This window comes from Bradyrhizobium sp. SBR1B, assembly GCF_014198205.1.
Classification (GTDB): domain Bacteria; phylum Pseudomonadota; class Alphaproteobacteria; order Rhizobiales; family Xanthobacteraceae; genus Bradyrhizobium.
Window position 1 is genome coordinate 255,511 of the sequence record NZ_JACIHC010000005.1, and the last position, 24,101, is coordinate 279,611.

A 24,101-nucleotide genomic window follows, 5' to 3' on the forward strand; every position below is an offset into this window, starting at 1 on the left:
GACGATGTCGCCAAAGCCGACTCGGGCGTTTGGTTCCAGCGCCGGATTTCGGTATGATAGCAACCATGTACCGCGCCGTGACCCGCCAGATCGAAGTGACAGTCGAGCCGAACTTTGTTCCGGAGCAGTCGTCGGCCGACCGCTCCCGCTACTTCTGGTCCTACACCATCGTCATCGTCAATTCGGGCGAGGAGACCGTGCAGCTCAAGACGCGGCACTGGATCATCACCGATGCCTCCGGGCGCCAGCAGGAGGTGAAGGGCGAGGGCGTGGTCGGCGAGCAGCCGATCCTGGCCCCCGGCGAGCGCTTCGAATACACCTCCGGCGTCCCGCTCTCGACCGCCTCCGGCTTCATGACCGGCCGCTACCAGATGGTCACCGAAAGCGGCGAGCGCTTCGAGATCGACGTGCCGGCGTTTTCGCTGGATAGCCCGGACAATAAGAGGGTGTTGAATTAGGGCCTCGCTCTCGTGTCCCGGACGCGCTGCGGCACGTAGTGACGCTGCGCAGCGTCCGGGGCACGAGATCGGAGGGGCGCACGCATTGCGATGCTCCGATGCAGATCCCAGCGGCGCTGCCGTAGGGTGGGCAAAGGCGCATAGCGCCGTGCCCACGATCTCTCTTCATAAGCGACAAGGCGTGGGCACGCTGCGCTTTGCCCACCCTACGATATCGAGTTTGTGGCACGCAGCTCAGCTCACGGACATGCCTCTTCGGCCTCGCGGCTTCATTCGCCCGAGCTTTGCTTGGTCTCGCGACCCTCTAAATCCAAGAGGGCGCAGGGAAGGCCGGGTGCTGGCTCGCACCCGCGGTCCGCTGCGCGAAATGCACACGCAGGAAGAACCGCACAGCAGCATACAGGTGGTGCCGATCACTCGGCCTTCCCTGCGCGATGGCTGGACGGCTTATGCCGTGATCTCCCGGGAGCCGACCATTCCTTCTGGCCTCCCTCGCCCCGCGAATTTGGATGATGCAGTCTGCCCGGTTGGGCTCGCTCGCACCTTCGCAAGGACTTGACCGTGGCAACGACGGCCAGGACCACACGGTTTTGCCGTACGCGCATTCGCTGGTCACCACATTATCTCCCGGCCTTGTCGACGTTGCCGAAAGAATGTGGCGAGACGAACTGAACAGCGCCGTCGTCCGCACGAAGCCTCGGGCTCACAGGGACTACCCGCCCTGCCCGCACCTCTCGTGCCGACGCTGCCGCGTCCACCGCAAGCCCGGCTCGCGACAGTGACGACCACATAGTCGCCCCTCTTGGGTGAGCCGGGATGGACGACACATACGCCGAAACCGAATTTCGGTAAAGTGGAATATTTTTAGCGAAGCGGATTGACAGAGCGCGACACAGGGCAGGCGCCGTAGGGTGGGCAAAGCGAAGCGTGCCCACGTCTTTCGCCGCCGTCGAGCGCTCGTGGGCACGGCGCAAGTAGGCCTTTGCCCACCCTACGAGAGCTCGCTACGCGCCTTCGACGCCCGCCTCGTCCGGCGTGAAATCATACACCGAGCTGCAGAACTCGCAGGTGACGACGACCTTGTCGTCCTTGACCATGGCGGCGCGGTCGTCGGGCGAGAAGCTCTTCAGCATCGCGGCGACCGCATCGCGCGAGCAGGAGCATTGCGCCTTGAGGACCATCGGATTGAACACGCGCACGCCGCGCTCGTGAAACAGGCGGAACAGCAGCCGCTCGCCGGAGAGCTCGGGATCAATCAGCTCGACGTCCTCGACGGTCTCGATCAGCGAACGCGCCTCGACCCAGGCGTCGTCTTCGGCAACGCTGTGCACCTCGACGCCATCGGGGGCATCGCCGGGATGCAGATCGGCCTGCCGCGCGCGCTCCGCCGCCTTGGGCAGAAACTGCATCAGCATGCCGCCGGCGCGCCAGCGATGCTTGCCGCCGTCGTTGGAGCGCCACTCCTCGCCAACCGCGAGGCGCACGCGCGTCGGGATCTGCTCGGAGCGCAGGAAATATTCGTGGGCGGCGTCTTCGAGGCTGCCGCCGTCGAGCGCGACCAGACCCTGGTAGCGGCTCATGTCGGGGCCCTGGTCGATGGTCATGGCGAGATGGCCGCGGCCGAGCAGCGTGCCGGAATCTTTGGTATCGCCGAGACGCGCGGCATCGAAGCGCGCATAGGCCCGCAGGCGATCCGGCGCCATGTAGTCGACGACCAGGAACGACACCGGGCCGTCGGTCTGGGCCTGCAGGATGAAGCGCCCCTCGAATTTCAGCGCCGAGCCGAGCAGCGTCGTCAGCACGATGGCCTCGCCGAGCAGCTTGCCGACCGGCGCGGGGTAATCGTGCTTGGTCAGGATCTCGTCGAGCGCCGGGCCAAGCCGCACCAGGCGCCCGCGCACGTCGAGCGCGTCGACCTCGTAGGGCAACACGGCGTCATCGATCGGAACCGCTGATGGCGCGCGAACCGGGCCTTCGGGGCCGGCTTTCATCTGAGGGGATTGGGAAACCATGGGGCGTTATCTGGGGTCGGTCGGTGGGAAATGGAAGGGGCGCGGGGTGGTGGGTTCGGGGGCGATAAGGTTGCACAACGTTGCGGCAAATTCGATGTCGTCCCCGACAAGCGTAAGCGCAGCTCCGGGGCCCATAACCACAGGATGCGGTTTGGCGAAGACCGCTCGCCTCCGCCAGCCTGCCACAAGAGAGATTCCGCGGTATGGGTCCCTGCGTTCGCAGGGACGACAGTTGTGTGTGAGGCGACCGTCGGGCTTGCAGCGCCCTTACTTCACCGCATCGAAGCACCAGGCCAGAATGCCCTTCTGCGCGTGCAGGCGGTTTTCGGCCTCGTCGAACACGACCGATTGCGGACCGTCGATCACGTCGTCGGTGACCTCCTCGCCGCGATGGGCGGGCAGGCAGTGCATGAACAGCGCATCGGGCTTGGCCAGCGACATCAGCTTGCCGTTGACCTGATAGGGCTTGAGCACGTTGTGGCGGTGCTCGCCTTCCTTGTCGCCCATCGACACCCAGGTGTCGGTGACGACACAGTCGGCGCCGCGCACGGCGGCTTCCGGATCGGTGCCGAGCATGATCGGCGCGCCGGTCGCCTTGATGAAGTCGCGCATCACTTTTTTCGGCGCGAGCTCCGGCGGCGTCGCGACATTGAGCTGGAACTTGAAGCGCTCGGCGGCGTGAGCCCAGGACGCCAGCACGTTGTTGTCGTCGCCGGTCCAGGCCACCGTCTTGCCCTCGATCGGGCCGCGATGCTCCTCATAGGTCATGAGATCGGCCATCACCTGGCAGGGGTGCGAGCGCCGCGTCAGGCCGTTGATGACGGGTACCGTCGCGTTGGCCGCAAGCTCCAGCAGCGCGTCATGGTTGAGAATACGGATCATGATGGCATCGACATAGCGCGACAGCACGCGCGCGGTGTCGGCGATGGTCTCACCGCGGCCGAGCTGCATCTCGGCACCGGTGAGCATGATGGGCTCGCCGCCGAGCTGACGCATCGCGACGTCGAACGACACGCGTGTCCGGGTCGACGGGCGCTCGAAGATCATCGCCAGCGTCTTGCCTTCGAGCGGCCGCACCGGCTGCTGCGCCTTCTGCTTCGCCTTCATGGCGGAGGACGCCGCGAGCATGGTCTTGAGCTCCGACAGCGGCAGCTCGTTGATATCGAGGAAGTGCTTCGGGGACTTGCTCATCAGCTTGCCGCCCGCTTGGTCTGGCTGGACGAGATCGCGGCGCAGGCGCGCTCTAACCGCCCGACGCTGTCCTCGATCTCGGCTTCGGTCACGATCAGCGGTGGCAGGAAACGCACGACATTGTCGCCGGCCCCGACCGTGAGCAGTTTTTCATTGCGCAGCGCCGCGACGAGATCGCCGGAGGGCACCACGGCCTTGATGCCGATCAGAAGGCCCTCGCCGCGCACTTCGCTGACGACATCGCCATGACGGTCGATCACGGAGGCGAGCTTCTGCTTCAGCAGCAGCGACATCTTCTGCACGTGGTCGAAGAAGCCGGGCTGGAGCATGACGTCGAGCACCGCGTTGGCCGCGGAGATCGCCAGCGGATTGCCGCCGAAGGTCGAGCCGTGCGAGCCGGGCCCCATGCCGGCTGCCGCATCCGCGGTCGCCAGCACTGCGCCGATCGGGAAGCCGCCGCCGAGCGCCTTTGCCAGCGACATCACGTCAGGCGTGACGCCGGTGCGCCGATAGGCGAACAGATCGCCGCTGCGGCCCATGCCGGTCTGCACCTCGTCGAAGGCGAGCAGCAGGCCCTTCTCGTCGCAAAGCTGGCGCAACGCCTTGAGGAAGGTCGGCGTTGCCGAGCGCACGCCGCCCTCGCCCTGGATCGGCTCGATCAGGATGCCGGCGGTGTGCGGGCCGATCGCCTTCTTGACGGCCTCGATATCGCCATGCGGCACCTGGTCGAAGCCTTCCATGGGCGGGCCGAAGCCTTCGAGATATTTTGCAGAGCCGGTCGCGGCGAGCGTTGCCAGCGTACGGCCGTGAAAGGCGCCTTCGAAGGTGATGATGCGATAACGTTCCGGATGCCCCTTGGAGAAGTGATGATGGCGGACCAGCTTGATCACACCTTCCAGCGCTTCGGCGCCCGAATTGCAGAAGAACACGAAGTCGGCAAAGCTTTCGTTGCAAAGCCGGCTCGCGAGCTTCTCGCCGTCCGGGCTCTGGAACAGGTTCGACATGTGCCAGAGCTTGGTCGCCTGCTCCTGCAGCGCCTTGATCAGATGCGGGTGGCAATGGCCGAGCGCATTCACTGCCACGCCCGAGGTGAAATCGAGATAGCGATCGCCATTGGTCGCGATCAGCCAGCAGCCTTCGCCGCGCTCGAAGCCGAGGTCGGCTCTGGCGAAAACGGGGAGCAAATGCGGCGCTGCGCTGTTAGTCATGATGTCACTTGAATGTTGCGGACGGTGTGACGCGTGCATTGCGCAACGCACCATCGACCGGCCCGGAAAACGAAACGTGCCGCCTTTTAAGGGCGGCACGCGGGACTATCTTATGCTTGGCAAGACGGGTGTCAATGCCGCCCGGAAAGCCTCAGGAAACGCTGAATCCGTAGTCTTGCGGTGCCGATTTTGCGGGTTTTCACCACGGAACATGTGGAAGCGAGTCGGCGGACTCTTGCGCGGGAGTCACGCCATATTGTAGCGTTTGGATTGTCAGATACGACATCTCGTGCAGCGGTTCTGATCCCAAGAGTCCTCTTGTACCGGCGTAAACGTTCGGGCGTCAGTCACGCGCCCGGCGAGCCTTAAGGGATTCTGACGGCACGGGTTTTTGAAGGCTTAGGCAATCGCTGCGAGGCCCCAGGATGGCTGGCGCGTAGCGAGGGAAAGGGTGCAATGACGGTTTTGACCTGGTCCGACGATCGCGTCGAGCAGCTGAAAAAGCTCTGGGAGGCCGGACTTTCGGCCAGCCAGATCGCAGCTGAGCTCGGCAATGTGACCCGCAATGCCGTGATCGGCAAAGTGCACAGGCTCGGTCTGTCCGGCCGCGCCAAGAGCCCTTCATCGGCAGCGCCCCGGCCGCGCAAGGCGCGTCCCGCGCAGCACATGATGCGGGTGACCCGCCCCATCGCGCGCGGCAACACCGCGCTGGCGCAGGCCTTCGAGGTCGAGGTGGAGGCTGAACCCGTCACCTATGACAACGTGGTGCCGATGGGCCAGCGGCTGTCGCTGCTCGAGCTCAACGAGGCGACCTGCCACTGGCCGGTCGGCGATCCCTCGAGCCCGGATTTCTTCTTCTGCGGCGGCAAGGCACTGTCCGGCCTGCCCTACTGCGCCCAGCACTCGCGCGTGGCGTATCAGCCAGCGGCGGATCGCCGGCGCGCCCCGGCGAAGCCGGGTCCGCGCTGAGCGGATCTAGCTGATCGCAAAGACGGCAGCCGTCACACGACGGCGCCTCAACCAACTCGGTGTCATTCCCCGCGAACGCGGGGATCCATAACCACAAGGCGCAGTTGTCGCGCGAGATGGTCACTCCGAGTCTTCGCCAAACCACTGCCTGTGGTTATGGGTCCCTGCTTTCGCAGGGACGACGCCGGAGAATGCGGCGGCAGCCCGCCAAAGCCAACGCCAGCAAACCTTACGTCTGCTCCGCCTTCGCGAAGCGGTCGTCGAGCGCGTAGCCGGCGCCGCGGACGGTACGGATCGGGTCCTGCTCGCGGCCGAGATTGAGCAGCTTGCGCAAGCGGCCGATATGGACGTCGACAGTGCGCTCATCGATGTAGATGTCGCGACCCCAGACGCTGTCGAGCAGCTGCTCGCGCGAGAACACGCGGCCGGGATGCTCCAGGAAGAACTCCAGCAGGCGATATTCGGTCGGGCCGAGATCGATCGGCCGGCCCGAGCGCGCCACGCGGCGCTTGTCGCGGTCGAGCTCGATGTCGCCATAGGCCAGCACTGTCGCGAGCCGCTCAGGACTGGCGCGCCGCAGCAGGCCCTTCACGCGCGCCAAAAGCTCCGGCACCGAGAACGGCTTGACGATGTAGTCGTCGGCGCCGGTCGCAAGCCCCCGCACCCGCTCGCTCTCCTCGCCGCGCGCGGTGAGCATGATGATCGGGAGCTGCTTGGTGTCGGGCCGGGTGCGCAGGCGGCGGCACAGCTCGATGCCCGACAGGCCCGGCAGCATCCAGTCGAGCACGATCAGGTCCGGGATGTGCTCCTTGAGGCGGGTGTCGGCGTCGTCGCCGCGCATGACCGTCTCGACGTCATAGCCGTCGCCTTCGAGGTTGTAGCGAAGCAGCTCGGTGAGAGCTTCCTCGTCCTCAACCACCATAATGCGTGCGCCCATCGGGTCGTCGCTCCTTCAAGTCTTCAGGTATTCGGGACCGTCGTGGCGAAGGTGGTCATGTCGCCCTTCGGCCGCTTGTCGGTGATCGCCTGGCCTTCGATCATGTAGAACACGGTCTCGGCGATGTTGGTGGCGTGGTCGCCGATCCGCTCGATGTTCTTGGCGCAGAACATCAGATGGATGCAGAACGAGATGTTGCGCGGATCCTCCATCATGTAGGTGAGGAGCTCGCGGAACAGCGAGGTGCAGATCGCGTCGACTTCCTCGTCGCCCTTCCACACCGCCATCGCCGCCGGCAGGTCATGCGCGGCATAGGCGTCCAGCACCGACTTGACCTGCTGCTGCACGAGGTCGGTCATGTGCTCCAGGCCGCGGAACAGCTTCAGCGGATGGAAGTCGGTCTCCAGCGCGGCGACGCGCTTGCCCATGTTCTTGGCGAGGTCGCCGATGCGCTCGAGGTCGGTCGCAACGCGCATGGCGCCGACGATCTCGCGCAGGTCCACCGCCATCGGCTGGCGGCGGGCGATGGTGAGCACCGCCCGTTCCTCGATGCGCTTCTGCAGCGCGTCGAGCTCGGCGTCGATGGTGACGACGCGCTGGCCGAGCGCGACGTCGCGGCGGATCAGCGCGTCGACGGAATCGACGATCATGCGCTCGGCGATGCCGCCCATCTCGGCGACCAGGCGGGTGAGCTCCTGGAGGTCGGTGTCGAAAGCCTTTGCGGTATGTTCAGTACCCATGTCGCGTCTCCTCAGCCGAACCGGCCGGTGATGTAATCCTGCGTGCGCCGGTCGCTCGGCGACGTGAAGATCTTGCTGGTGTCGTCGAACTCGATCAGCTCGCCGAGATACATGAAGGCGGTCTTGTCGGAGACGCGCGCCGCCTGCTGCATGTTGTGGGTGACGATCGCGATCGTGTAGTTCTCGGACAGTTCCTGGATCAGCTCCTCGACCTTGGCGGTCGAGATCGGGTCGAGCGCCGAGCAGGGCTCGTCGAACAAAATCACTTCAGGGCGCACCGCGACGGTGCGGGCGATGCACAGGCGCTGCTGCTGGCCGCCGGAGAGCGACAGGCCGGAGGCGTTGAGCTTGTCCTTGACCTCGTTCCACAGCGCGCCGCCGCGCAGCGCCTTCTCGACGCGGTCGTCCATCTCGGACTTCGAGATCTTCTCGTAGAGGCGGATGCCGAAGGCGATGTTCTCGTAGATCGTCATCGGGAACGGCGTCGGCTTCTGGAACACCATGCCGACCCGGGCGCGCAGCAGATTGAGGTCGAGCCTGGGGTCGAGGACGTTGGTCTGGTCCAGCATGAGCTGACCGGTGGCGCGCTGGCCCGGATAGAGATCGTACATCCGGTTGAAGATGCGCAGCAGGGTCGACTTGCCGCAGCCCGACGGGCCGATGAACGCCGTGACGCGGTTGGCGCCCAGCGTCAGGTTGATGTTCTTCAGCGCGTGGTGCTCGCCGTAATAGAAATTGAGATTGCGCACCGTCACCTTGGCCGGAGCTTCCGGCAGCGGCTGCGAGGCCAGATGAGCGTTGGAACTCATGGATACGGACAGGTCGGTCATTTTGCAGTCCTCTCGGCGCCGAGGATGCGCGCGCCAATGTTCAGGGCAAGCACGGTGAGCGTGATCAGCAGCGCGCCGCTCCAGGCGAGCTGCTTCCAATAGGCATAGGGGCTCTGGACGAAGTTGTTGATGGTAACCGGCAGGTTGGCCATCGTCTTGTTCAGGCCGAGGCTGAAGAACTGGTTCGACAGCGCGGTGAAGAGCAGCGGCGCGGTCTCGCCGGCGACGCGGGCGGTGGCGAGCAGCACGCCGGTGATGAGGCCCGACCGGGCCGCACGATAGGCGATACGCTTGATCACCAGCGAGCGCGGCAGGCCGAGCGCCGAGGCCGCCTCGCGCAGGGGATTCGGCACCAGCAGCAGCATGTCCTCGGTGGTGCGCAGCACGACCGGGATCACGATGACGGCGAGCGCGAGCGCGCCCGCGATCGCGGAGAAGCCACGCATCGGCACCACCACCGCGCCATAGATGAACAGGCCGATGATGATCGAGGGCGCCGAGAGCAGGATGTCGTTGATGAAGCGGATCACCGAGGTCAGCTTGTCGTTGCGGCCGTATTCGGCAAGGTAGGTACCGGCGAACAGGCCGAGCGGCGCGCCGATGCCGACGCCGATCAACGTCATGATGATCGAACCGACGATCGCGTTGCGCAGGCCGCCTTCGGTCGAACCGGGCGGCGGCGTATCCGCGACGAAGATCTGAAGATTGAGGCCGGCTAGGCCGTTGAAGAGCAGCGTGACCAGGATCAGCGCGAGCCAGGTGACGCCGAAGGCAGCCGCGGCGAAGCAGAGGCCGCGGATGACGATATCCTTGCGGCGACGACGCGAATAGATCGGATTGAGCGCCATGACGTTACTTCCCCGCCTTCTTGTCCAGCCGCATCAGCATCAGCCGCGCTGCGGCCAGCACGAAGAACGTCAGCACGAACAGCAAGAGGCCGAGCAGGATCAGGCCGGACTGGTGCAGGCCGTCGCTCTCGGCGAACTCGGATGCGATCGCCGCCGAGATCGTGGTGCCCGGCGCGAAGATCGATGAGGAGATGCGGAACGAATTGCCGATGATGAAGGTCACCGCCATGGTCTCGCCGAGCGCGCGGCCCAGCGCCAGCATGACGCCGCCGATGATGCCGACGCGGGTGTAGGGGATCACCACGCTGCGGACGACTTCCCAGGTGGTGCAGCCGACGCCGTAGGCGGCCTCCTTCAGCACCGGCGGCACCGTCTTGAACACGTCGACCGAGATCGAGGTGATGAAGGGCAGCACCATGATGGCGAGGATCAGCGCGGCGTTGAACGTGCTGAGATAGGACGGCGGACCTGCGAAGATCGCGCCCAGCACGGGCACGCCGTCGAAGATCCTGATCATGAAGGGCTGGAAGGTATTGGCCAGGAACGGGCCCAGCACGAAGAAGCCCCACATGCCGTAGATGATCGAGGGAATGCCGGCGAGCAGCTCGATCGCCATGCCGATCGGGCGACGCAGCCATTGCGGGCAGAGCTCGGTGAGGAAGATCGCGATGCCGAGACCGACGGGAATGGCGATCAGCATCGCGATGAAGGAGGTGACGAGCGTGCCATACATCGGCCCGAGCGCGCCGAGCACGGGCGGATCGGCCGACGGCGCCCAGCGCTGCGTCCACAGGAAGGAGAAGCCGTATTCCTTCATCGCCGGGAACGCGCCGACGATCAGCGAGACGATGATGCCACCGAGAATGAGGAGCACCGAGATCGCGGACAGCCGCGTGATCCAGTAGAAGGCAACGTCGCCGAGCTTGAACGCGCTCAAGGCCTTGGCGCGGTCATACGGTCCGGCGTCGTCGATTACATCGCTCTGAACGGCCATTTCTGCCACGCCGATCCCCTGTGCCCGATAATATACGCTTGTTGTCAGTCTTTTTGTCGGTCTCGCGCTCCGGACACGGCGTGACCGATCCGGAGCGGAAGTCTTGCGGGTCCCGGCTCTCGCGGAGCGGCACGCTGGACGATGCTTCGTATCGCCAGGGCCGCGCCGCGTCCGGGACGCGAGAGCCCTACTTAGCTCTTGATCTCGGCAGCCCAGGTCTTCTCGATCAGGGTCACGACGCCTTCGGGCATCGGGATGTAGTCGAGCTGTTCAGCCGCCTTGCCGCCGCTCTTGAAGGCCCAGCGGAAGAACTTGATGGCTTCCTGCGAGGCCGCCTTGTCGGTGGCGTCCTTGTGCATGAGGATGAAGGTCGCCGCGGTGATCGGCCAGGACTTCTCGCCGGGCTGGTCGGTCAGGATGACGTAGTAGCCGGGCGCCTTGGCCCAGTCGGCGTTGGAGGCGGCCGCCTGGAAGGCTTCGACGGTCGGCTGCACCGGCTTGCCGGCCTTGTTGACGAGACCGGTGTAGGTCAGCTTGTTCTGCTTGGCATAGGCGTACTCGACATAGCCGATCGAGTTCTTGGTCTGGCTGATGTTGCCCGACACGCCTTCATTGCCCTTGGCGCCGACGCCGACCGGCCACTCGACCGCGGTGCCCTCACCGACCTTGCTCTTCCAGTCCGCGCTGGCCTTGGAGAGGTAGTTGGTGAAGTTGAAGGTGGTGCCCGAACCGTCCGAGCGGCGGACCACGGTGATGGCGTCCGAGGGCAGCTTCACGTTCGGATTGAGCTTCTTGATCGCGGCGTCGTCCCACTTGGTGATCTTGCCGAGATAGATGCTGGCGAGCGTCTCGCCGTCGAACACCATCTCGCCGGGCTTCACGCCCTCGAGGTTGACGACGGGGACGATGGCGCCCATCACCATCGGCCACTGGACGAGGCCGTCCTTCTCGAGCTGCTCGGCCTTGAGCGGCGCGTCGCTGGCGCCGAAGGTCACGGTCTTGGCCTGGATCTGCTTGATGCCGCCGCCGGAGCCGATCGACTGGTAGTTCAGACCGTTGCCGGTCTCCTTCTTGTAGGCGTCAGCCCATTTGGAATAGATCGGGAACGGGAAGGTGGCACCGGCACCCGTGATGTCGGCAGCGAAGGCCACTGTCGTCGATGCGGCGAGCAAGCCGGCAGCGACCATGGTTTTGATGAAATTCATGCTGGTCTCCATACAGGGGAGCGAAGCGCCAACCGCGCCCGATCGCGCTCCCCGCGCCGCCCCTTTAGGAGCGGTCGGCTGTGCTTTTACGAAGGTTTCGTGACAGTCGGATGACACACTCAAGCGATTGAAATCGCTAGAGTTTCAGGCTTAAACTAAAGTCTTAGCCTGGGGAAAACAGGCGGTGAAAGTGGCCCCCTGACGGGGCACGCTTTCGATCAAAAGCCGGCCGCGATGGCGGTTAAGAATATGTTTCACCAGCGATAATCCGAGCCCGGTGCCGCCCTGCGAGCGACTGTCGCCGACGTCGACGCGGTAGAACCGCTCGGTCAGCCGCGGCAGGTGCTCGGGCGCGATGCCGGGACCGAAATCGCGGACCATGATCCGGATTTCCTGAGTTCCATCAGTGGCTGCGGCTGAGGTCAGCGACACGATGACGCGTCCGCCGGAGGCACCGTATTTGAGCGCGTTCTCGATCAAATTCTCGAACAGGCGGAGCAGCTCCTCGCGGTCGCCCGCGATCATCACCGGTCCCTCGGGTAGATGGATCTCGACCTCGACCTGACGCTCGCGCGCCAGCGGCTCGAGCCCGTCGGCGACCTGGCGGATGATCGGCAGCAGGTCGACCAGGGTGTCGGGCCGGACATGGGCCGACAGCTCGACCCGCGACAGCGACAACAGATCGTCGATCAGGCGCGCCATGCGGGTGGCCTGGTTGTGCATGATGCCGAGGAAGCGCTCGCGCGCCTTGGGATCGTCCTTGGCCTGGCCCTGCAGCGTGTCGATGAAGCCCGACAGCGCGGCCAGCGGCGTGCGCAGCTCGTGGCTGGCATTGGCGACGAAGTCGGCCCGCATCTCCTCGACCCGGCGCAGCGGCGTCTGGTCGTGGAAGGTCATCAGCATGCATTTGTCGGCGCCGCCGAAGCTGGTCGGCACCGGCACCGGCGTGATCATGAGCTCCAGCCAGCGGTCGACCGGGACGTGGTCGAGATAGGTCGCGCGCCGCGGCTCGGTGGTCGCGATCGCCTCGCGCAGCGCGGTGATGATCTCGGGCGAGCGCAGCGCGAACTGGGCCAGCTCGTTCCGGCGCAGCGCCGGTGCGAGCTGGGCGGCGGCGGCATTGAGATGGATGACGCGGCCGGCGCGGTCGAGCAGCACCGCCGGATCCGGCATGCCGGCGACGACGGCGGCCACCGCCGCGCTCTCGACCGGGTTGATGCGCCTGACGTCGTCGCGCGAGGCGGCGGGATCGTGCAGCCGCCACGGGATCAGCGCGGCCGCCGCGATACAGAGGAACACGATGGCGGCGTGCAGCGCCGACAAGTCGCCGAGCGAGACGACGACGGACAGCGCCAGCGCCGCGGCGATCAGGATCACGGTCGAATGCCGCAGCCGGTCGGACCAGGGCTGCGCGGAGGGAGAAGATGGGGCGTCGATCGCCATCGGGGCGGACTTCTCCTGGGGCTTGTCTGAAGGCCTGTCAAATAAGGCTTGGCGCCGTCAGGCACCGCTGTCGCTGCGCTCTCTCACATAAGCGGCTTCACGCGCCGGGCCGGGGTCGAGCTTGAGCGCCGCCTGCTGCAAGCGCTTCGATCGTGCGCCGATGATAACTTCGCGAAACGTCAGCAAGATTACAGATATGACGAAGGGCGACAGATAATAGAGGACGCGGAACAGCAGCATGCCGCCCAGAAGTTCCTCGCGATCCATCTGCCAGAGACCGACCAGCATGGCGGCGTCGAACACCCCGAGCCCGCCGGGCGAGTGGCTGGCGAAGCCGAGCAGGGTGGCCGAGACGAAGATCACCGCGACCACCACGAAGCCGAGATTGGGCTCGTCCGGGACCAGCACGTACATCGCGAGCGCGCAGAAGCCGAGATCGACGATGCCGATCGCGATCTGGAGCAGCGTCAGCGGGCCGCCCGGCAGCACCACGGTCCAGGGCCCGCGGCCGACCACGCGCGGCTGGGTCCAGACCCAGACCACGTAGCCGACCAGCCCGACGATGATCATCAGCGCCAGCGTCCGGTTCAGCCATGGAGGCAGCTGGTCGATCGAGGCGGCGGCCTCCGGATGATAGGAGATGCCGAGGCCGAGCACGGCGGCATTGCCGAGCCAGAAGGTCAGGCCGGCGAGGAAGCAAATCTTCGCGACGTCGATCGCGTTCAGCCCGTAGGCCGAATAGATGCGATAGCGCACCGCGCCGCCGGTGAAGACGGATGCGCCGACATTGTGGCCGATCGAATAGCTGGTGAAGGCCGCGAGCGCGTTGATGCGATAGGGCACATGGGCATGGCCGATCGCGCGCACGGCGAACAGGTCGTAGAAGGTCAGGGTGAAATAGCCCGCGGTGACGAACAGCGCCGCCATCGCGATCTGGGTCGGCTCGGTGCTCTTGATCGCTTCGAGGACTTCGTTGAAATCGATGCCTCGCAACATGTGGTAGAGCACATAGCAAGCGATGCCGATGACCGCGACGCTGATCACAACGCCAAGCTTATGCAGGACTTGCTTCTGGCGCAGAAACGACGTCGCCCTGCGTATGGCTTCCAGCATCTAGACCTCGAACAACGCTTCAGCGGCCAGGGTGGCCGGCGAACAGGCGGACGACGCACTGGCACTCAACGAACCCTCGCCGCCGGCTCCGGTATCGCGCATGCCCCCTGCCCCTCCACTAGCGCGTTTTGGCGCGGAGTGGAATTCGCCAATTCGAACAAAAACACGTGCATTCAATATTTTAGGCAGGGTTGCGGGCTCCTGATGCACGGTTTGACGCCTTCGGCGGCAGGACTTGAGGCGAATCTCCATGGCGATCCTGCGCAGGCGCCATGAAGTTTTGATGATTTCGGCCGCACAATGTTCCTTCACGCCTTAAGCCGACGTCAATCTATGGACCGCGCCCGCCTGTTGAAAGAGGGGGCAATCCCGGCGTCCGTCCGACGGGTTATTCGATGCGCCGGAAGGTCGCGGGCCCCGGGGCGCAGCCTCAAGGCGCGGTCAAATAGCCGCGGCCATAGGCTGCGGCCTGATCTTCGAAGATCGCCATGGCCGTGGCCATCCGCCTGAAACCCAGGCGTTCATAAAACCCTTCCTTGCCCGGGACGGCGTAGAGGATGATCTTGCGATGGCCGCGGCAACGCACAAGCAAACGCTCGATAATGTCGCGGCCGAGACCTCGCCCCTGGCGGTCCGGGTGCACGGCGATATCACAGAGATAGGCGCAGTCACGGCCGTCGGCCAGGACGCGTCCCGCAGCCACGATGCGACCATCCTCATTGGCGAAGGCGCGAAACATGCTGTTGCCGAACACCAGCGCGAGATCGGCCGGCGCCTTGTTGCCGAGCGGCGCGATGCGATAGAGCTCGGATAGCTCATCCCAGTCGATCCCGGCGAGATCGTCGGCCCAGACAATCGACATCGCGAAGGCCTCCCCGGCTCAGTGCCGCGCGGCGGTGACGGCAGCGACGATTTCGTCGCCGTCCGGAAAATGTCCTTTGCTGCGGCTGGCGACGATCCGGTCGCCGAGCTTGACCTGGAAAACGCCGCCCTTGCCGGGGACGAGATCCGCTTCCAGCCCTAGCTGCCGGCGCAAAGCCGCGGCCGCCTCCTTGGCACGCTTCTCGTATCCGCACGGCCGGCAATAGATGATGGTTACCTCGGACATCTCGTCCTCCTTCAGGCCGCAAGCTGGGGACGCACCGCTTCAATGCCGGCGATCCAGCCGGCAACGGAACGGCCGATCGCGTCGGGGTGATCCTCCTGGAGATAGTGCAGACCGGGCCCGAGGCGGACGAGCGCGCAGTGCTGCAGCGAGGCCGCGAAGGTCTCGGCAAATTCGGGAGCGACGACGGCCCCCGGCTCCCCTGCGAACAGCAGCTTCGGATATGCAGACGCCTTGAGCGACGCATGAGCCGATTGCAGCGCTTCATAGACATCGGCGGGTTCGCCGGCGATCGGCAATTCCCGAGGGAATGCAAGAACGGGACGGCGGCTGTCCGGCGTCGGAAAGGGCGCGCGATACGGCTCCATCTCGTCGTCGCTCAGGGTGCGCATGATGCCGCCGGGCAGCACGCGTTCGACGAAGGCGTTCGCCTCCAGGATCATGGCCTCTCCCTCGCCTTGCGTCCTGAATTTGCGGAAAGCCTGGCGCGCGGGTTCGGCCTGGTGGAAATCCTGCCACGTCGGCATCGGCCGGATGAACTCCATGAAGGCGAGCCCGCGCACGAAGGCCGGCCGGCGCGCCGCGAGATGAAATGCGAGCGCCGTGCCCCAATCCTGCGCAACGAGATAGGCCGAGGTGAGGCCGAGCTCGTCGATCAACGCGTCGAGATAGCGGACATGGTCGAAGAAGCGGTAGGCGATGTCGGGCTTGCCGGACCGGCCGAAACCGATGAGATCGGGCGCGATGCAACGCGCCACAGGCGCCACCAGCGGCAGGATGTTCCGCCAGATATGCGACGACGTCGGATTGCCGTGAAGGAAGAGCGCGACCGGCGCATCCTGCGTGCCCGTGTCGCGATAGGCCATCGTGCTTCCCAGCACGGCGGCGCTGCGGATCTGGATCTCGGAATGCTGGCTCATGTCGGCTCCTTGAAGACGGTCTTGAATGCGATGGTCTTGAAGCGCTCGAGCGCCTTGGGCGTGCGGTCGACCTTCATGCGCAGGATCGCGCCCTGCCAGGACGCGAGCAGGAAATCGGCAAGCTCCTCGGGCTCGAATTCGGAATCGATCTCGCCGCTTCTCTGCGCCTCGCTGATGCAGGCGGCGAAGGGCATGCGCCATTCGGCGAAAATTTCGGCAAGGCGGGCGCGCAGCATCTCGCTGCTGCCGGCCGCTTCCAGGCTGAGATCGCCGATCAGGCAGCCGCGTCCATAGCCGTCGGCTTCGAGCCGGCCAGTGATGATGTCGAGATAGCGTTTGAGCCGCGCCCGCGGGGTCAGAGAGGCGTCTTCAAGGGCCTCCGAGACCAATCCCTTCGTGATCTCGAAATAGCGATCGAGCACCTCCGAGGCGAACGCTTCCTTGGAGCGAAAATGATTGGTGAAGGACCCCTGCGGGGCGCCTGCCGCAGTGGTGACATCGCGCACACTGGTGCCGTGATAGCCGGTCCGGAACATGACCTTGAGACCGGCGTCGAGGATGGCGTCTTTGAGCGAGGGCTTGGGCATGAAGGAATAATACGTACGTGCGTATTATTGTCAAGCGGAGCGTTTGACGTCTCTCTCAACGACGTGTCCAAACAGAAAAAGGGGGTTGGCGGCGGAGCTTCAGCCGGTCCGCATGCTGCGCGAGACCACGCGGTCGCGCAGCCAGGCGCCGATGGTGCAGCCGACCAGGTAGCAGGCGAACATGATCAGGCCGAGATCGAGCCAGTAGCCGAGGCGGCCGGGGACAATGTGTGCGAACGAGGCCGCGACCAGGGCGGCGGCAAGCGCGGCGAGCCAGCGCGCCGTCACCTTCGAGGTGCCGTTGCCGCGCTGGACCACCGAGATCCAGCCCATGCAAAAGCCCAGCAGCAGCGAGCCGATCAGCCAGCCCAGATGGAACGAGACGAGATAGGGCATCGTCACCTCACCAGGAATTCGATACGGCGGTTTTGCGCCTTGCCTTCGTCGGTGTCGTTGCCGGCGAGCGGCTGCGTGCTGCCATGGCCGACCGCGGTGAAGCGGCTGGCGGGCAGGCCGGCCTTGACCAGATAGTCGATCACCGCCTGTGCGCGCTTCTCCGAGAGAGCGCGGTTGAAGCCGTCCTCGCCGTCGGCATCGGTATGCCCGGCGACCTCGACATTGGTGGTGGGGCAGCGCAGCGCCGTCTCGATCAGATGGTCGAGAATGGCGGCGGAATCCGGATCGATGTCGGCGCGCTTGGCTGCGAAGCGGATCTTGCCCTTGGCCAGAAGGTCCGTGAACAATTGCTGGCACACGGTGCCATCGACCGGGCCTGCCGCGGGCTTCACGGTGATCTCCGGCTTGTACTGCCAGTTTTTCGGGAAGTCCTTGCCGAGGCCTGCGCGGATGTCGTTGGCCGCGCCCTCGTAGAGCGCATCGCCCGACAGCTTCACCTCGCGGTCGGAGACGACGAGCGTGCCGGTCGACAGCCGCGACAGCGCGCCGAGTGCGGCAATCACGGCGGTGTTGAAGGAGCCGGGCGCGCCGATGCTGGCCTTGAGATTGTCGACGACCTTCTCGGTGAAGAATTTTCGCGCGGCGCTGGTGGCGATCGCGGCGTGGATGGTGTTGTCGGGAACGTAGCCGGTCAGCGTCACGGTCGCGGCGACCGGATCCTTGTAGGCCTGGAAGATATAAGGCGGCGCCTTGACGTCGTTGGCGGCGATCGAAAAGCCCTCGGGCAGGTTCTTCAAAGCTGCCACGATGGCCTCGCGGCCACCGAGATCGCGCGCCATGCCCGACAGATTGACCTTGGTGTCCGTGATCGTGATCTTGCCGTCCTTCAGCTTGCCGATCTGGTCCAGCAACAGCGTCGCTGCGGCCTCGAACCGCGGCGGCGCACCGCGCGCCAGCCCCATCTGGTCGGCCACCTCGACGCCGCCGACCTCCTTGCGGGCCGCCTCGGTCAGCCGGCCCTTCATCGATGGCAAGGGCGCGGAGCCTGACAGCGTCACCCGCACCACGTCGCGCTCGGCGTTCCAGACGAAGGGTTTGGCCTCGGGAACAAGGCGGGTCCGGTCGTCGACCAGGCGGACGCCGGGGACGGTCTCCACCGCCATCACGGCATCCCGCCGCCCCTCCTCGGAGAAGGCGTCCGCGGCCAGGCTGACATCGCGGCCATCGACCGCGATTCGGGTCTTGTCCAGGACGGTGTCCTTCAGCGCAGCCGAGCTGCGCGCCGACAGGTCGGCTTCGACCGGTAAGGTATTATTCCAAGCCGCAAATCCCCACATGACGGCCAAGGGGATCAGCCCCGGCCACCATTTGCTGGCCCACCTAAAAAGCTTCTTCATTCGACGACCCGAACTCTGGAACCGGAGACAAAACAAACCCTTGGCAGGCTGTCAAACCGGAAATGTTGCCCTTGCGAAGGCCTCACCCGGACAATCGGAATAACTTTTTCTTCAAGGGTTCTTCCGTAAGTTGAAAGCGGAATGCCAGAGTCCGCCAGCGGGTCATGAAACAACTGCGTAACAACGTCATCCGCGCCGGGCTGGGAGCACTCTATTTCAGCGGGGCGCACCACCTGCTGCGCCCGCTTTTGTCGGGCGTCGGCGCCATTTTCATGCTGCACCACGTGCGACCGGCCCGCGAGGCCGTGTTCCAGCCGAACCGGCATCTCGAAGTCACCCCCGAATTCCTGCGCGCCACGCTGTGCCATCTGCGCTCGCGCGACATCGACATCGTCAGCATGGACGATCTGCATGAGCGGCTGGTGCAGGGCCGGTTCGACCGCCGCTTCGCCGCCTTCACCTTCGATGACGGCTATCGCGATAATCTGGACTACGCGCTGCCCGTGCTGCGGGAATTTGACGCGCCTCTGGCGGTCTATGTCGCGAGCGATTTTGCCGAGGGCACTGGACGGTTGTGGTGGGTGGCGCTGGAGGCCGTGATCGCCAAGGCCGAGCAAGTCGACGTCAGAATAGGCAATTCCGCGCTGCGGCTCGATGCGACGAGCCCCGCCGCCAAGCAGGCAACCTTCGACCGCCTGCACGACTGGCTGCGCGCGCTACCGGGCGAACACGATCTGGCGCGAGAAATCGAGGCGCTCTGCGCGACATACGACGTCGACATGGCAGCGCTGTGCCGCAGCCTCTGCCTGTCCTGGGCCGAGGTGAAGAGCTTTGCCGCCGACCCGCTGGTCACGATCGGCGCGCATAGCGTCAGCCATTGCAATCTCGCCAAGGTGGCCGAAGACGTCGCCGCGCGGGAGATCGCCACGAGCCGCGCGCGGATCGAGCAGGCGCTGCAGCGCCCGGTGCTGCATCTCGCCTATCCCTATGGCGACCGCGAGGCCGCGGGGATGCGCGAATTCGGCCTTGCTGCAACCGCGGGCTTCAAGACCGCGGTGACGACGCGGCCCGGCATGCTGTTCGCCGACAATGCCACCCACATGACAGCGCTGCCGCGCGTCTCGCTCAACGGCAATTACCAGGACGCAAGAATCCTCCCCGTTCTGACCTCGGGCGCCGCGACCGCGATGTGGAACGGCTTCCGCCGGATCGCGGCGGCGTAGCTGCTGCTCCAATCTCCGCCGTCGTCCCTGCGAAAGCAGGGACCCATACCGCGTGATCTATCGATTGCGATCGGTAGACCTACCGAACGACCAGCCTTCGCCAAACTACTCCCTGTGGGTATGGGTCCCCGCGTTCGCGGGGACGACACCGCCTTGGATGGAGCGCTCTCGCGCCACACTCCTGTCGCATCCAGCGCCTTTCTTGACTCCCCACCCCTCCCCGCCCAAAACATCGCCAACCAAGGGAGGAGGCACCATGTTCAACGATCTGTTCTCGCTCAAAGGCCGCGTCGCACTGGTGACCGGCGGCTCGCGCGGCATCGGCAAAATGATCGCGGCGGGATTTCTCAGCGGCGGCGCCGCAAAGGTCTACATCACCGCGCGCAAGGCGGGACCGTGCGAGGAGACCGCCAAGGCGCTCACCGCGCAATATGCCGGCGAGTGCATCGCGCTGCCGATCGACATCTCGACGCTCGCCGGCGCCGAGCTGCTGGCAACCGAGTTCAAGAAGCGCGAGCCGAAGCTCGATATCCTCGTCAACAATGCCGGTGCCGCCTGGGGCGCGGAGTTCGACGAATTCCCGGAGAGCGGCTGGGACAAGGTGATGAACCTCAACGTCAAGGCGCCGTTCTTCCTGACCAAGGCGCTGGCCGGCCCGCTGCGCGCAGCCGCAAGCGCGGAGCGGCCGGCGAAGGTGATCAACATCGCCTCGATCGACGGCATCTTCGTCAACCCGATGGAGACCTATTCCTACGCCGCGAGCAAGGCCGGGCTGATCCATTTGACCCGGCGCATGGCGGTGAAGCTGATCTCCGACCACGTCGTGGTCACGGCGATTGCGCCGGGCCCGTTCCAGTCCGACATGAACCGCGCCGCGCGCGACCATGGCGACGAAGTCGCAACGCGCGTGCCTGCGGGGCGCATCGGCACCGACGAGGACATGGCGGGCGCCGCAATCTATCTGGCCTCGCGCGCGGGCGATTACGTGGTGGGCGCGACCATCGCGGTGGACGGCGGCATCGTCTATGCCAACCCGGGGATCAAGGGGAGCGGATGGGATAGCTGAGGGGGCGAATGGTAGTTCGCCCTCACCTCACCCTCCGCGGTCATGCCCCGGCTTGACCGGGGCATCCAGTACGCCGCGGCCTCTCGATTTATCTCTGACGCCTCTGGAATACTGGATCACCCGCTTTCGCGGGTGATGACACCATTTGTGTTGCGCCGGCGGCGGCCCTGACGCCTACGACTCGATCTTCACGTACTCGAAATCGCCGGGCTTGTTGTCGATGCCGACCTTCGGCGGCGAGATCCACGATGCGAACTTGCCGCTCTCGGTGACGGGCTGCATCAGGGAGGTGATGAAGTCGCCGTCGGCGGTCGACGGCAGCCATTCGTCCTTGCGCTTCGCCCAGGTGGCATCGTCGATCAGGAGGCCGTCGGGCGTCGCATGCACGTCCTTGAACTCGCCGATGTGGCGGTGGAAGGCGACGTTGGGCAGGGTCAGCTTGAAGTCGTAGCCCGCGGTCGAGATCACCTTGTTCCAGCGCAGCATGCCCTTGACGCAATCCTGGCTGTAATCGTCGCGCAGGCGCATGTTGAGCGCGGTCAGCGCCGGCTCGTCGACCAGCTTGATCTCGCCGTTGATGAACTTCAGCACCGGATAGGTGGCGTTCTTGAGCTGGTGATCGTCCTCGATCTGGGTCTCGTGATAGCGGCCCTTGATGCCGGCATTGAAGGCGTTGGCTGCGTTGGTCGAGACCTCCGAGCCGAACAGATCGAGCGACAGCGTGTAGTGCAGGTTCAGCTTCTTCTGGATGGTCGGCAAGTCGATCACGCCGAGCGCGCGGACTTTTGCGATATCGGTCGGATCGGTGATGCCGGCCTCGCGCATCGCATCGCAGGTGCGCTGCACGACGCGGGTGATGCCGGTCTCGCCGACGAACATGTGGTGCGCTTCTTCCGTGAGCATGAAGCGGCAGGTGCGCGACAGCGGATCGAAGCCGGACTGCGCGAGCGAGTGCAGCTGCATCTTGCCGTCACGGTCGGTGAAATAGGTGAACATGAAGAAGGACAGCCAGTCCGGCGTCGCCTCGTTGAAGGCGCCGAGCATGCGCGGCGCATCGGCATCGCCGGAGCGGCGGCGCAGCAAATCATCTGCTTCCTCACGGCCGTCGCGGCCGAAATATTTCTGCAGCAGGTAGACCATCGCCCAGAGGTGGCGGCCTTCCTCGACGTTGACCTGGAACAGGTTGCGCATGTCGTAGAGCGAGGGCGCGGTCTTGCCGAGATGGCGCTGCTGCTCGACCGAGGCCGGCTCGGTGTCGCCCTGGATCACGATCAGGCGGCGCAGCATGGCGCGATGCTCGCCCGGGACTTCCTGCCAGGCCGGCTCGCCATAATGCTCGCCGAACGGCACGACGCGGTTCTCTTCCTGCGGCGCAAGCAGAATGCCCCAGCGATAGTCGGGCATGCGGACGTAGTCGAACTTGGCCCAGCCGCGCGGATCGACCGAATAGGCGGTGCGCAGATACACCAGCGATTCCTGGAAGCCTTCCGGCCCCATGTCGCTCCACCAATCCATGTAACCGGGATGCCAGCCCTCGAGTGCTTTGAGCACCTGGCGGTCTTCGGCGAGATTGACGTTGTTCGGAATCTTGGTCGAGTAGTCGACGTTCATGATGTTCATGTTCATGTGGACCTCCCGTGGGGGACTAGCTCGTTAAAGGGGCGAATGGCGAATGGCGAGTAGCGAATGGAAACTCCTATTCGCCATTCGCCACTCCCTACTCGCTAGACTCGCGTCATATCGAATTTCGGCTTCTGGCCGCTGCCGTAGCGGCGCAGCGCGCCTTCTTCGCCGACCGCGTTGGGGCGCTGGAAGATCCAGTTCTGCCACGCAGTCAGGCGCGAGAAGATTTTCGATTCCATCGTCTCCGGGCCGACGAAGCGCAGGCTTGCTTCCATGCCGGTGAGGCTGTCCGGCGAGAAGCTGGCGCGCTCCTCCAGGAACACGCGGACCTCGTCGTCCCAGTCGATGTCGTCGAGCGCGAAGGTGACGAGGCCGAGCTCCTCGGCCTGCTCGGCGTCGAGCGCGGTGCCCATCGTGGCTTCGGCGCGCTCCACATCCGACGGATCAGCCTGGAAGCGCGACTCCAGCCGCGTCAGGCCGTGGCTCATCGGATACGGGCCGAAATTCATGGCGGAGAGCTCGATCGACGGCGGCGGGCGGTTGTCGCCCTGGCGCGTGCCGATCAGCATGTAGGAGCGGTCGGCGGCGAAGACGAGCTCGGCGAGCGTGCCGGCAAAGCAGGAGCCGGGCTCGACCAGCGTCACCAGCGTGCGCGAGGTGACGTCGATGCGCTTCAGCACGCGCTTCCAGTAATGGCGGATTTCGTTGACCAGCCAATGCGCCTTGTTGGCTTCGAGGAACGCGTCGTGCGCGAGCACATGGGCGCGATCACCATGGCTCTTGAACACCAGCATGGCGATCTCGAGCTCGTTGATGCGCAGGTGAAGGATGGCGTCGTCGAGCTCGCGCGCCACTTGCAACGGCCAGAACGAGGCGCCTTGCGCCATCATGCCGTCGATGTCGGCGGGCGGCGCGGTTTCCGGCGCCTTGATGGAGATGGTGGCGATGCGGGCCGTGCGGTCGATATCGACCGTGACGAAGCCGTAACGGATGCTGGTCTCGTCGATGAGGCGCTTGAGCTGCGTCAGCGCGATGCCCTTGCCGCTGCCCTTGCGCTTCGAGGCGGCCGCGAACTCCTTGGCACGCTCGGCGATCTTGGCCTCTAACTTCGAGTTCGGCGCGATCTCGTCGACGAGGCGCCATTGCACGGCGCGCTTGCCCTTGACGCCTTCCTCGATGGTGCAGAAGAAATCGGCATGATCGCGGCGCACCTTGCGCTTGTCGACGACGCGGGTGAGACCGCCGGTGCCCGGCAGCACCGCCAGCAGCGGCACCTCGGGCAGCGCGACCGCCGACGAGCCGTCGTCGGCGAGGATGATGTGGTCGGTCGCGAGCGCCAGCTCATAGCCGCCACCGGCGGCGGAGCCGTTCACCACCGTGATGAAACGCTGGCCGGAATTCTCGGAGGAATCTTCCATGCCGTTACGGGTCTCGTTGGTGAACTTGCAGAAGTTGACCTTGTGGGCATGGGTCGAGCCCGCGAGCATGCGGATGTTGGCGCCGGCGCAGAACACGCGGTTCTTGGCCGAGCGCATCAGCACGACCTTCACTTCCGGATGCTCGAAGCGCAGCCGCTGGACCGCATCCGCCAGCTCGATGTCGACGCCGAGATCGTAGGAATTGAGCTTGAGCAGGTAGCCCTCGAACAGGCCGCCATTCTCGTCGACGTCCATGGTCAGCGTCGCGACGTCACCCTCGACCGCGAGCTTCCAGTGCTTGTAGCGGGACGGTTCGGTCTGGAAATCGATGAATGTCGCGCCGCCTGCGAGGCGCCGATCTTCCCCGGCCATGGGCCACCCTTGAGCTCGTTTTGGTTTAGCGTTAGATGCACAATAG

At 65.2% G+C, this 24,101-nt stretch carries 23 protein-coding genes; 4 read left to right on the forward strand and 19 right to left on the reverse strand.

What is annotated here, in order from left to right; translation table 11 throughout:
* Positions 1-65 precede the first annotated feature (65 nt).
* Positions 66-458 (forward strand): Co2+/Mg2+ efflux protein ApaG, encoded by a 393-nt coding sequence (gene apaG, locus GGD61_RS15940; protein WP_026202434.1) that lies wholly within the window; start codon positions 66-68, stop codon positions 456-458.
* Between the two features lie 1,004 nt (positions 459-1,462).
* Here apaG and GGD61_RS15945 read toward each other — a convergent pair.
* The 3 genes from GGD61_RS15945 to GGD61_RS15955 form a co-directional block, all read right to left on the reverse strand.
* Positions 1,463-2,470 carry an Hsp33 family molecular chaperone gene (locus GGD61_RS15945; RefSeq protein ID WP_018316917.1) on the reverse strand — a complete coding sequence of 336 codons (1,008 nt, stop codon included), beginning with the start codon at positions 2,468-2,470 and terminating at the stop codon, positions 1,463-1,465.
* Between the two features lie 267 nt (positions 2,471-2,737).
* Positions 2,738-3,661, reverse strand: a complete 924-nt coding sequence (gene argF / locus GGD61_RS15950) for an ornithine carbamoyltransferase (protein ID WP_179739976.1) — start codon at positions 3,659-3,661, stop codon at positions 2,738-2,740.
* Positions 3,661-4,869: an aspartate aminotransferase family protein gene (locus tag GGD61_RS15955; RefSeq protein ID WP_179739974.1), complete on the reverse strand. Its 1,209-nt coding sequence runs from the start codon at positions 4,867-4,869 to the stop codon at positions 3,661-3,663. Before GGD61_RS15955 ends, argF begins: the two co-directional genes overlap by 1 nt.
* A 456-nt stretch (positions 4,870-5,325) precedes the next feature.
* Between GGD61_RS15955 and GGD61_RS15960 the strand changes: the two genes are divergently transcribed.
* Positions 5,326-5,838, forward strand: a complete 513-nt coding sequence (locus tag GGD61_RS15960) for a GcrA family cell cycle regulator (protein WP_018316914.1) — start codon at positions 5,326-5,328, stop codon at positions 5,836-5,838.
* Positions 5,839-6,067: 229 nt separating this feature from the next.
* Here the strand turns inward: GGD61_RS15960 and phoB are convergent, their stop codons facing one another.
* From phoB to GGD61_RS16030, 14 genes are all read right to left on the reverse strand, one after another.
* Positions 6,068-6,775 carry a phosphate regulon transcriptional regulator PhoB gene (gene phoB / locus GGD61_RS15965; RefSeq protein ID WP_018316913.1) on the reverse strand — a complete coding sequence of 236 codons (708 nt, stop codon included), beginning with the start codon at positions 6,773-6,775 and terminating at the stop codon, positions 6,068-6,070.
* Positions 6,776-6,798: 23 nt separating this feature from the next.
* Positions 6,799-7,515 (reverse strand): phosphate signaling complex protein PhoU, encoded by a 717-nt coding sequence (phoU, locus tag GGD61_RS15970; protein WP_018316912.1) that lies wholly within the window; start codon positions 7,513-7,515, stop codon positions 6,799-6,801.
* Between the two features lie 11 nt (positions 7,516-7,526).
* On the reverse strand, positions 7,527-8,345 hold the full coding sequence (pstB, locus tag GGD61_RS15975) for a phosphate ABC transporter ATP-binding protein PstB (protein ID WP_018316911.1): 819 nt from the start codon (positions 8,343-8,345) through the stop codon (positions 7,527-7,529).
* Complete coding sequence (pstA, locus tag GGD61_RS15980; RefSeq protein WP_018316910.1) at positions 8,342-9,193, reverse strand: phosphate ABC transporter permease PstA; 852 nt, start codon at positions 9,191-9,193, stop codon at positions 8,342-8,344. Before pstA ends, pstB begins: the two co-directional genes overlap by 4 nt.
* Before the next feature lie 4 nt (positions 9,194-9,197).
* Complete coding sequence (pstC, locus tag GGD61_RS15985; RefSeq protein ID WP_177236888.1) at positions 9,198-10,187, reverse strand: phosphate ABC transporter permease subunit PstC; 990 nt, start codon at positions 10,185-10,187, stop codon at positions 9,198-9,200.
* Positions 10,188-10,378: 191 nt separating this feature from the next.
* A complete protein-coding gene (gene pstS / locus GGD61_RS15990; RefSeq protein ID WP_092251973.1) occupies positions 10,379-11,392 on the reverse strand; it encodes a phosphate ABC transporter substrate-binding protein PstS in 1,014 nt (337 codons plus the stop codon).
* A 150-nt stretch (positions 11,393-11,542) separates the two neighbouring features.
* Positions 11,543-12,835 carry an ATP-binding protein gene (locus GGD61_RS15995; protein WP_018316907.1) on the reverse strand — a complete coding sequence of 431 codons (1,293 nt, stop codon included), beginning with the start codon at positions 12,833-12,835 and terminating at the stop codon, positions 11,543-11,545.
* 57 nt (positions 12,836-12,892) lie between these two features.
* A complete protein-coding gene (locus GGD61_RS16000; protein WP_018316906.1) occupies positions 12,893-13,948 on the reverse strand; it encodes a lysylphosphatidylglycerol synthase domain-containing protein in 1,056 nt (351 codons plus the stop codon).
* Between the two features lie 430 nt (positions 13,949-14,378).
* On the reverse strand, positions 14,379-14,810 hold the full coding sequence (locus GGD61_RS16005) for a GNAT family N-acetyltransferase (protein ID WP_092251700.1): 432 nt from the start codon (positions 14,808-14,810) through the stop codon (positions 14,379-14,381).
* 18 nt (positions 14,811-14,828) lie between these two features.
* Entirely contained in the window at positions 14,829-15,056 is a 228-nt protein-coding gene (locus GGD61_RS16010) for a SelT/SelW/SelH family protein (RefSeq protein WP_018316904.1), read from the reverse strand.
* Positions 15,057-15,067: 11 nt separating this feature from the next.
* Positions 15,068-15,973 (reverse strand): haloalkane dehalogenase, encoded by a 906-nt coding sequence (locus GGD61_RS16015; protein ID WP_092251699.1) that lies wholly within the window; start codon positions 15,971-15,973, stop codon positions 15,068-15,070.
* Positions 15,970-16,560 carry a TetR/AcrR family transcriptional regulator gene (locus tag GGD61_RS16020; protein WP_183230890.1) on the reverse strand — a complete coding sequence of 197 codons (591 nt, stop codon included), beginning with the start codon at positions 16,558-16,560 and terminating at the stop codon, positions 15,970-15,972. The genes GGD61_RS16015 and GGD61_RS16020 overlap by 4 nt, the downstream gene beginning before the upstream one ends.
* Positions 16,561-16,659: 99 nt before the next feature.
* A complete protein-coding gene (locus tag GGD61_RS16025; protein WP_177236865.1) occupies positions 16,660-16,956 on the reverse strand; it encodes a hypothetical protein in 297 nt (98 codons plus the stop codon).
* Between the two features lie 2 nt (positions 16,957-16,958).
* Positions 16,959-18,353: an OmpA family protein gene (locus GGD61_RS16030; RefSeq protein ID WP_018316901.1), complete on the reverse strand. Its 1,395-nt coding sequence runs from the start codon at positions 18,351-18,353 to the stop codon at positions 16,959-16,961.
* A gap of 164 nt (positions 18,354-18,517) precedes the next feature.
* Here GGD61_RS16030 and GGD61_RS16035 point away from each other — a divergent pair, with 164 nt between their 5' ends.
* Both GGD61_RS16035 and GGD61_RS16040 read left to right on the forward strand, forming a co-directional pair.
* Entirely contained in the window at positions 18,518-19,576 is a 1,059-nt protein-coding gene (locus GGD61_RS16035; protein WP_183230891.1) for a polysaccharide deacetylase family protein, read from the forward strand.
* A 256-nt stretch (positions 19,577-19,832) separates the two neighbouring features.
* The gene (locus GGD61_RS16040; protein ID WP_183230892.1) at positions 19,833-20,642 is read left to right on the forward strand and encodes an SDR family oxidoreductase; all 810 of its coding nucleotides are present in this window, start codon (positions 19,833-19,835) and stop codon (positions 20,640-20,642) included.
* 174 nt (positions 20,643-20,816) lie between these two features.
* On the opposite strand, the gene boxB is transcribed toward GGD61_RS16040, so the two are convergent.
* On the reverse strand, positions 20,817-22,268 hold the full coding sequence (gene boxB, locus GGD61_RS16045) for a benzoyl-CoA 2,3-epoxidase subunit BoxB (RefSeq protein ID WP_018316898.1): 1,452 nt from the start codon (positions 22,266-22,268) through the stop codon (positions 20,817-20,819).
* Positions 22,269-22,366: 98 nt separating this feature from the next.
* Positions 22,367-24,055 (reverse strand): 2,3-epoxybenzoyl-CoA dihydrolase, encoded by a 1,689-nt coding sequence (boxC, locus tag GGD61_RS16050; RefSeq protein WP_092251694.1) that lies wholly within the window; start codon positions 24,053-24,055, stop codon positions 22,367-22,369.
* Between the last annotated feature and the right edge of the window lie 46 nt (positions 24,056-24,101).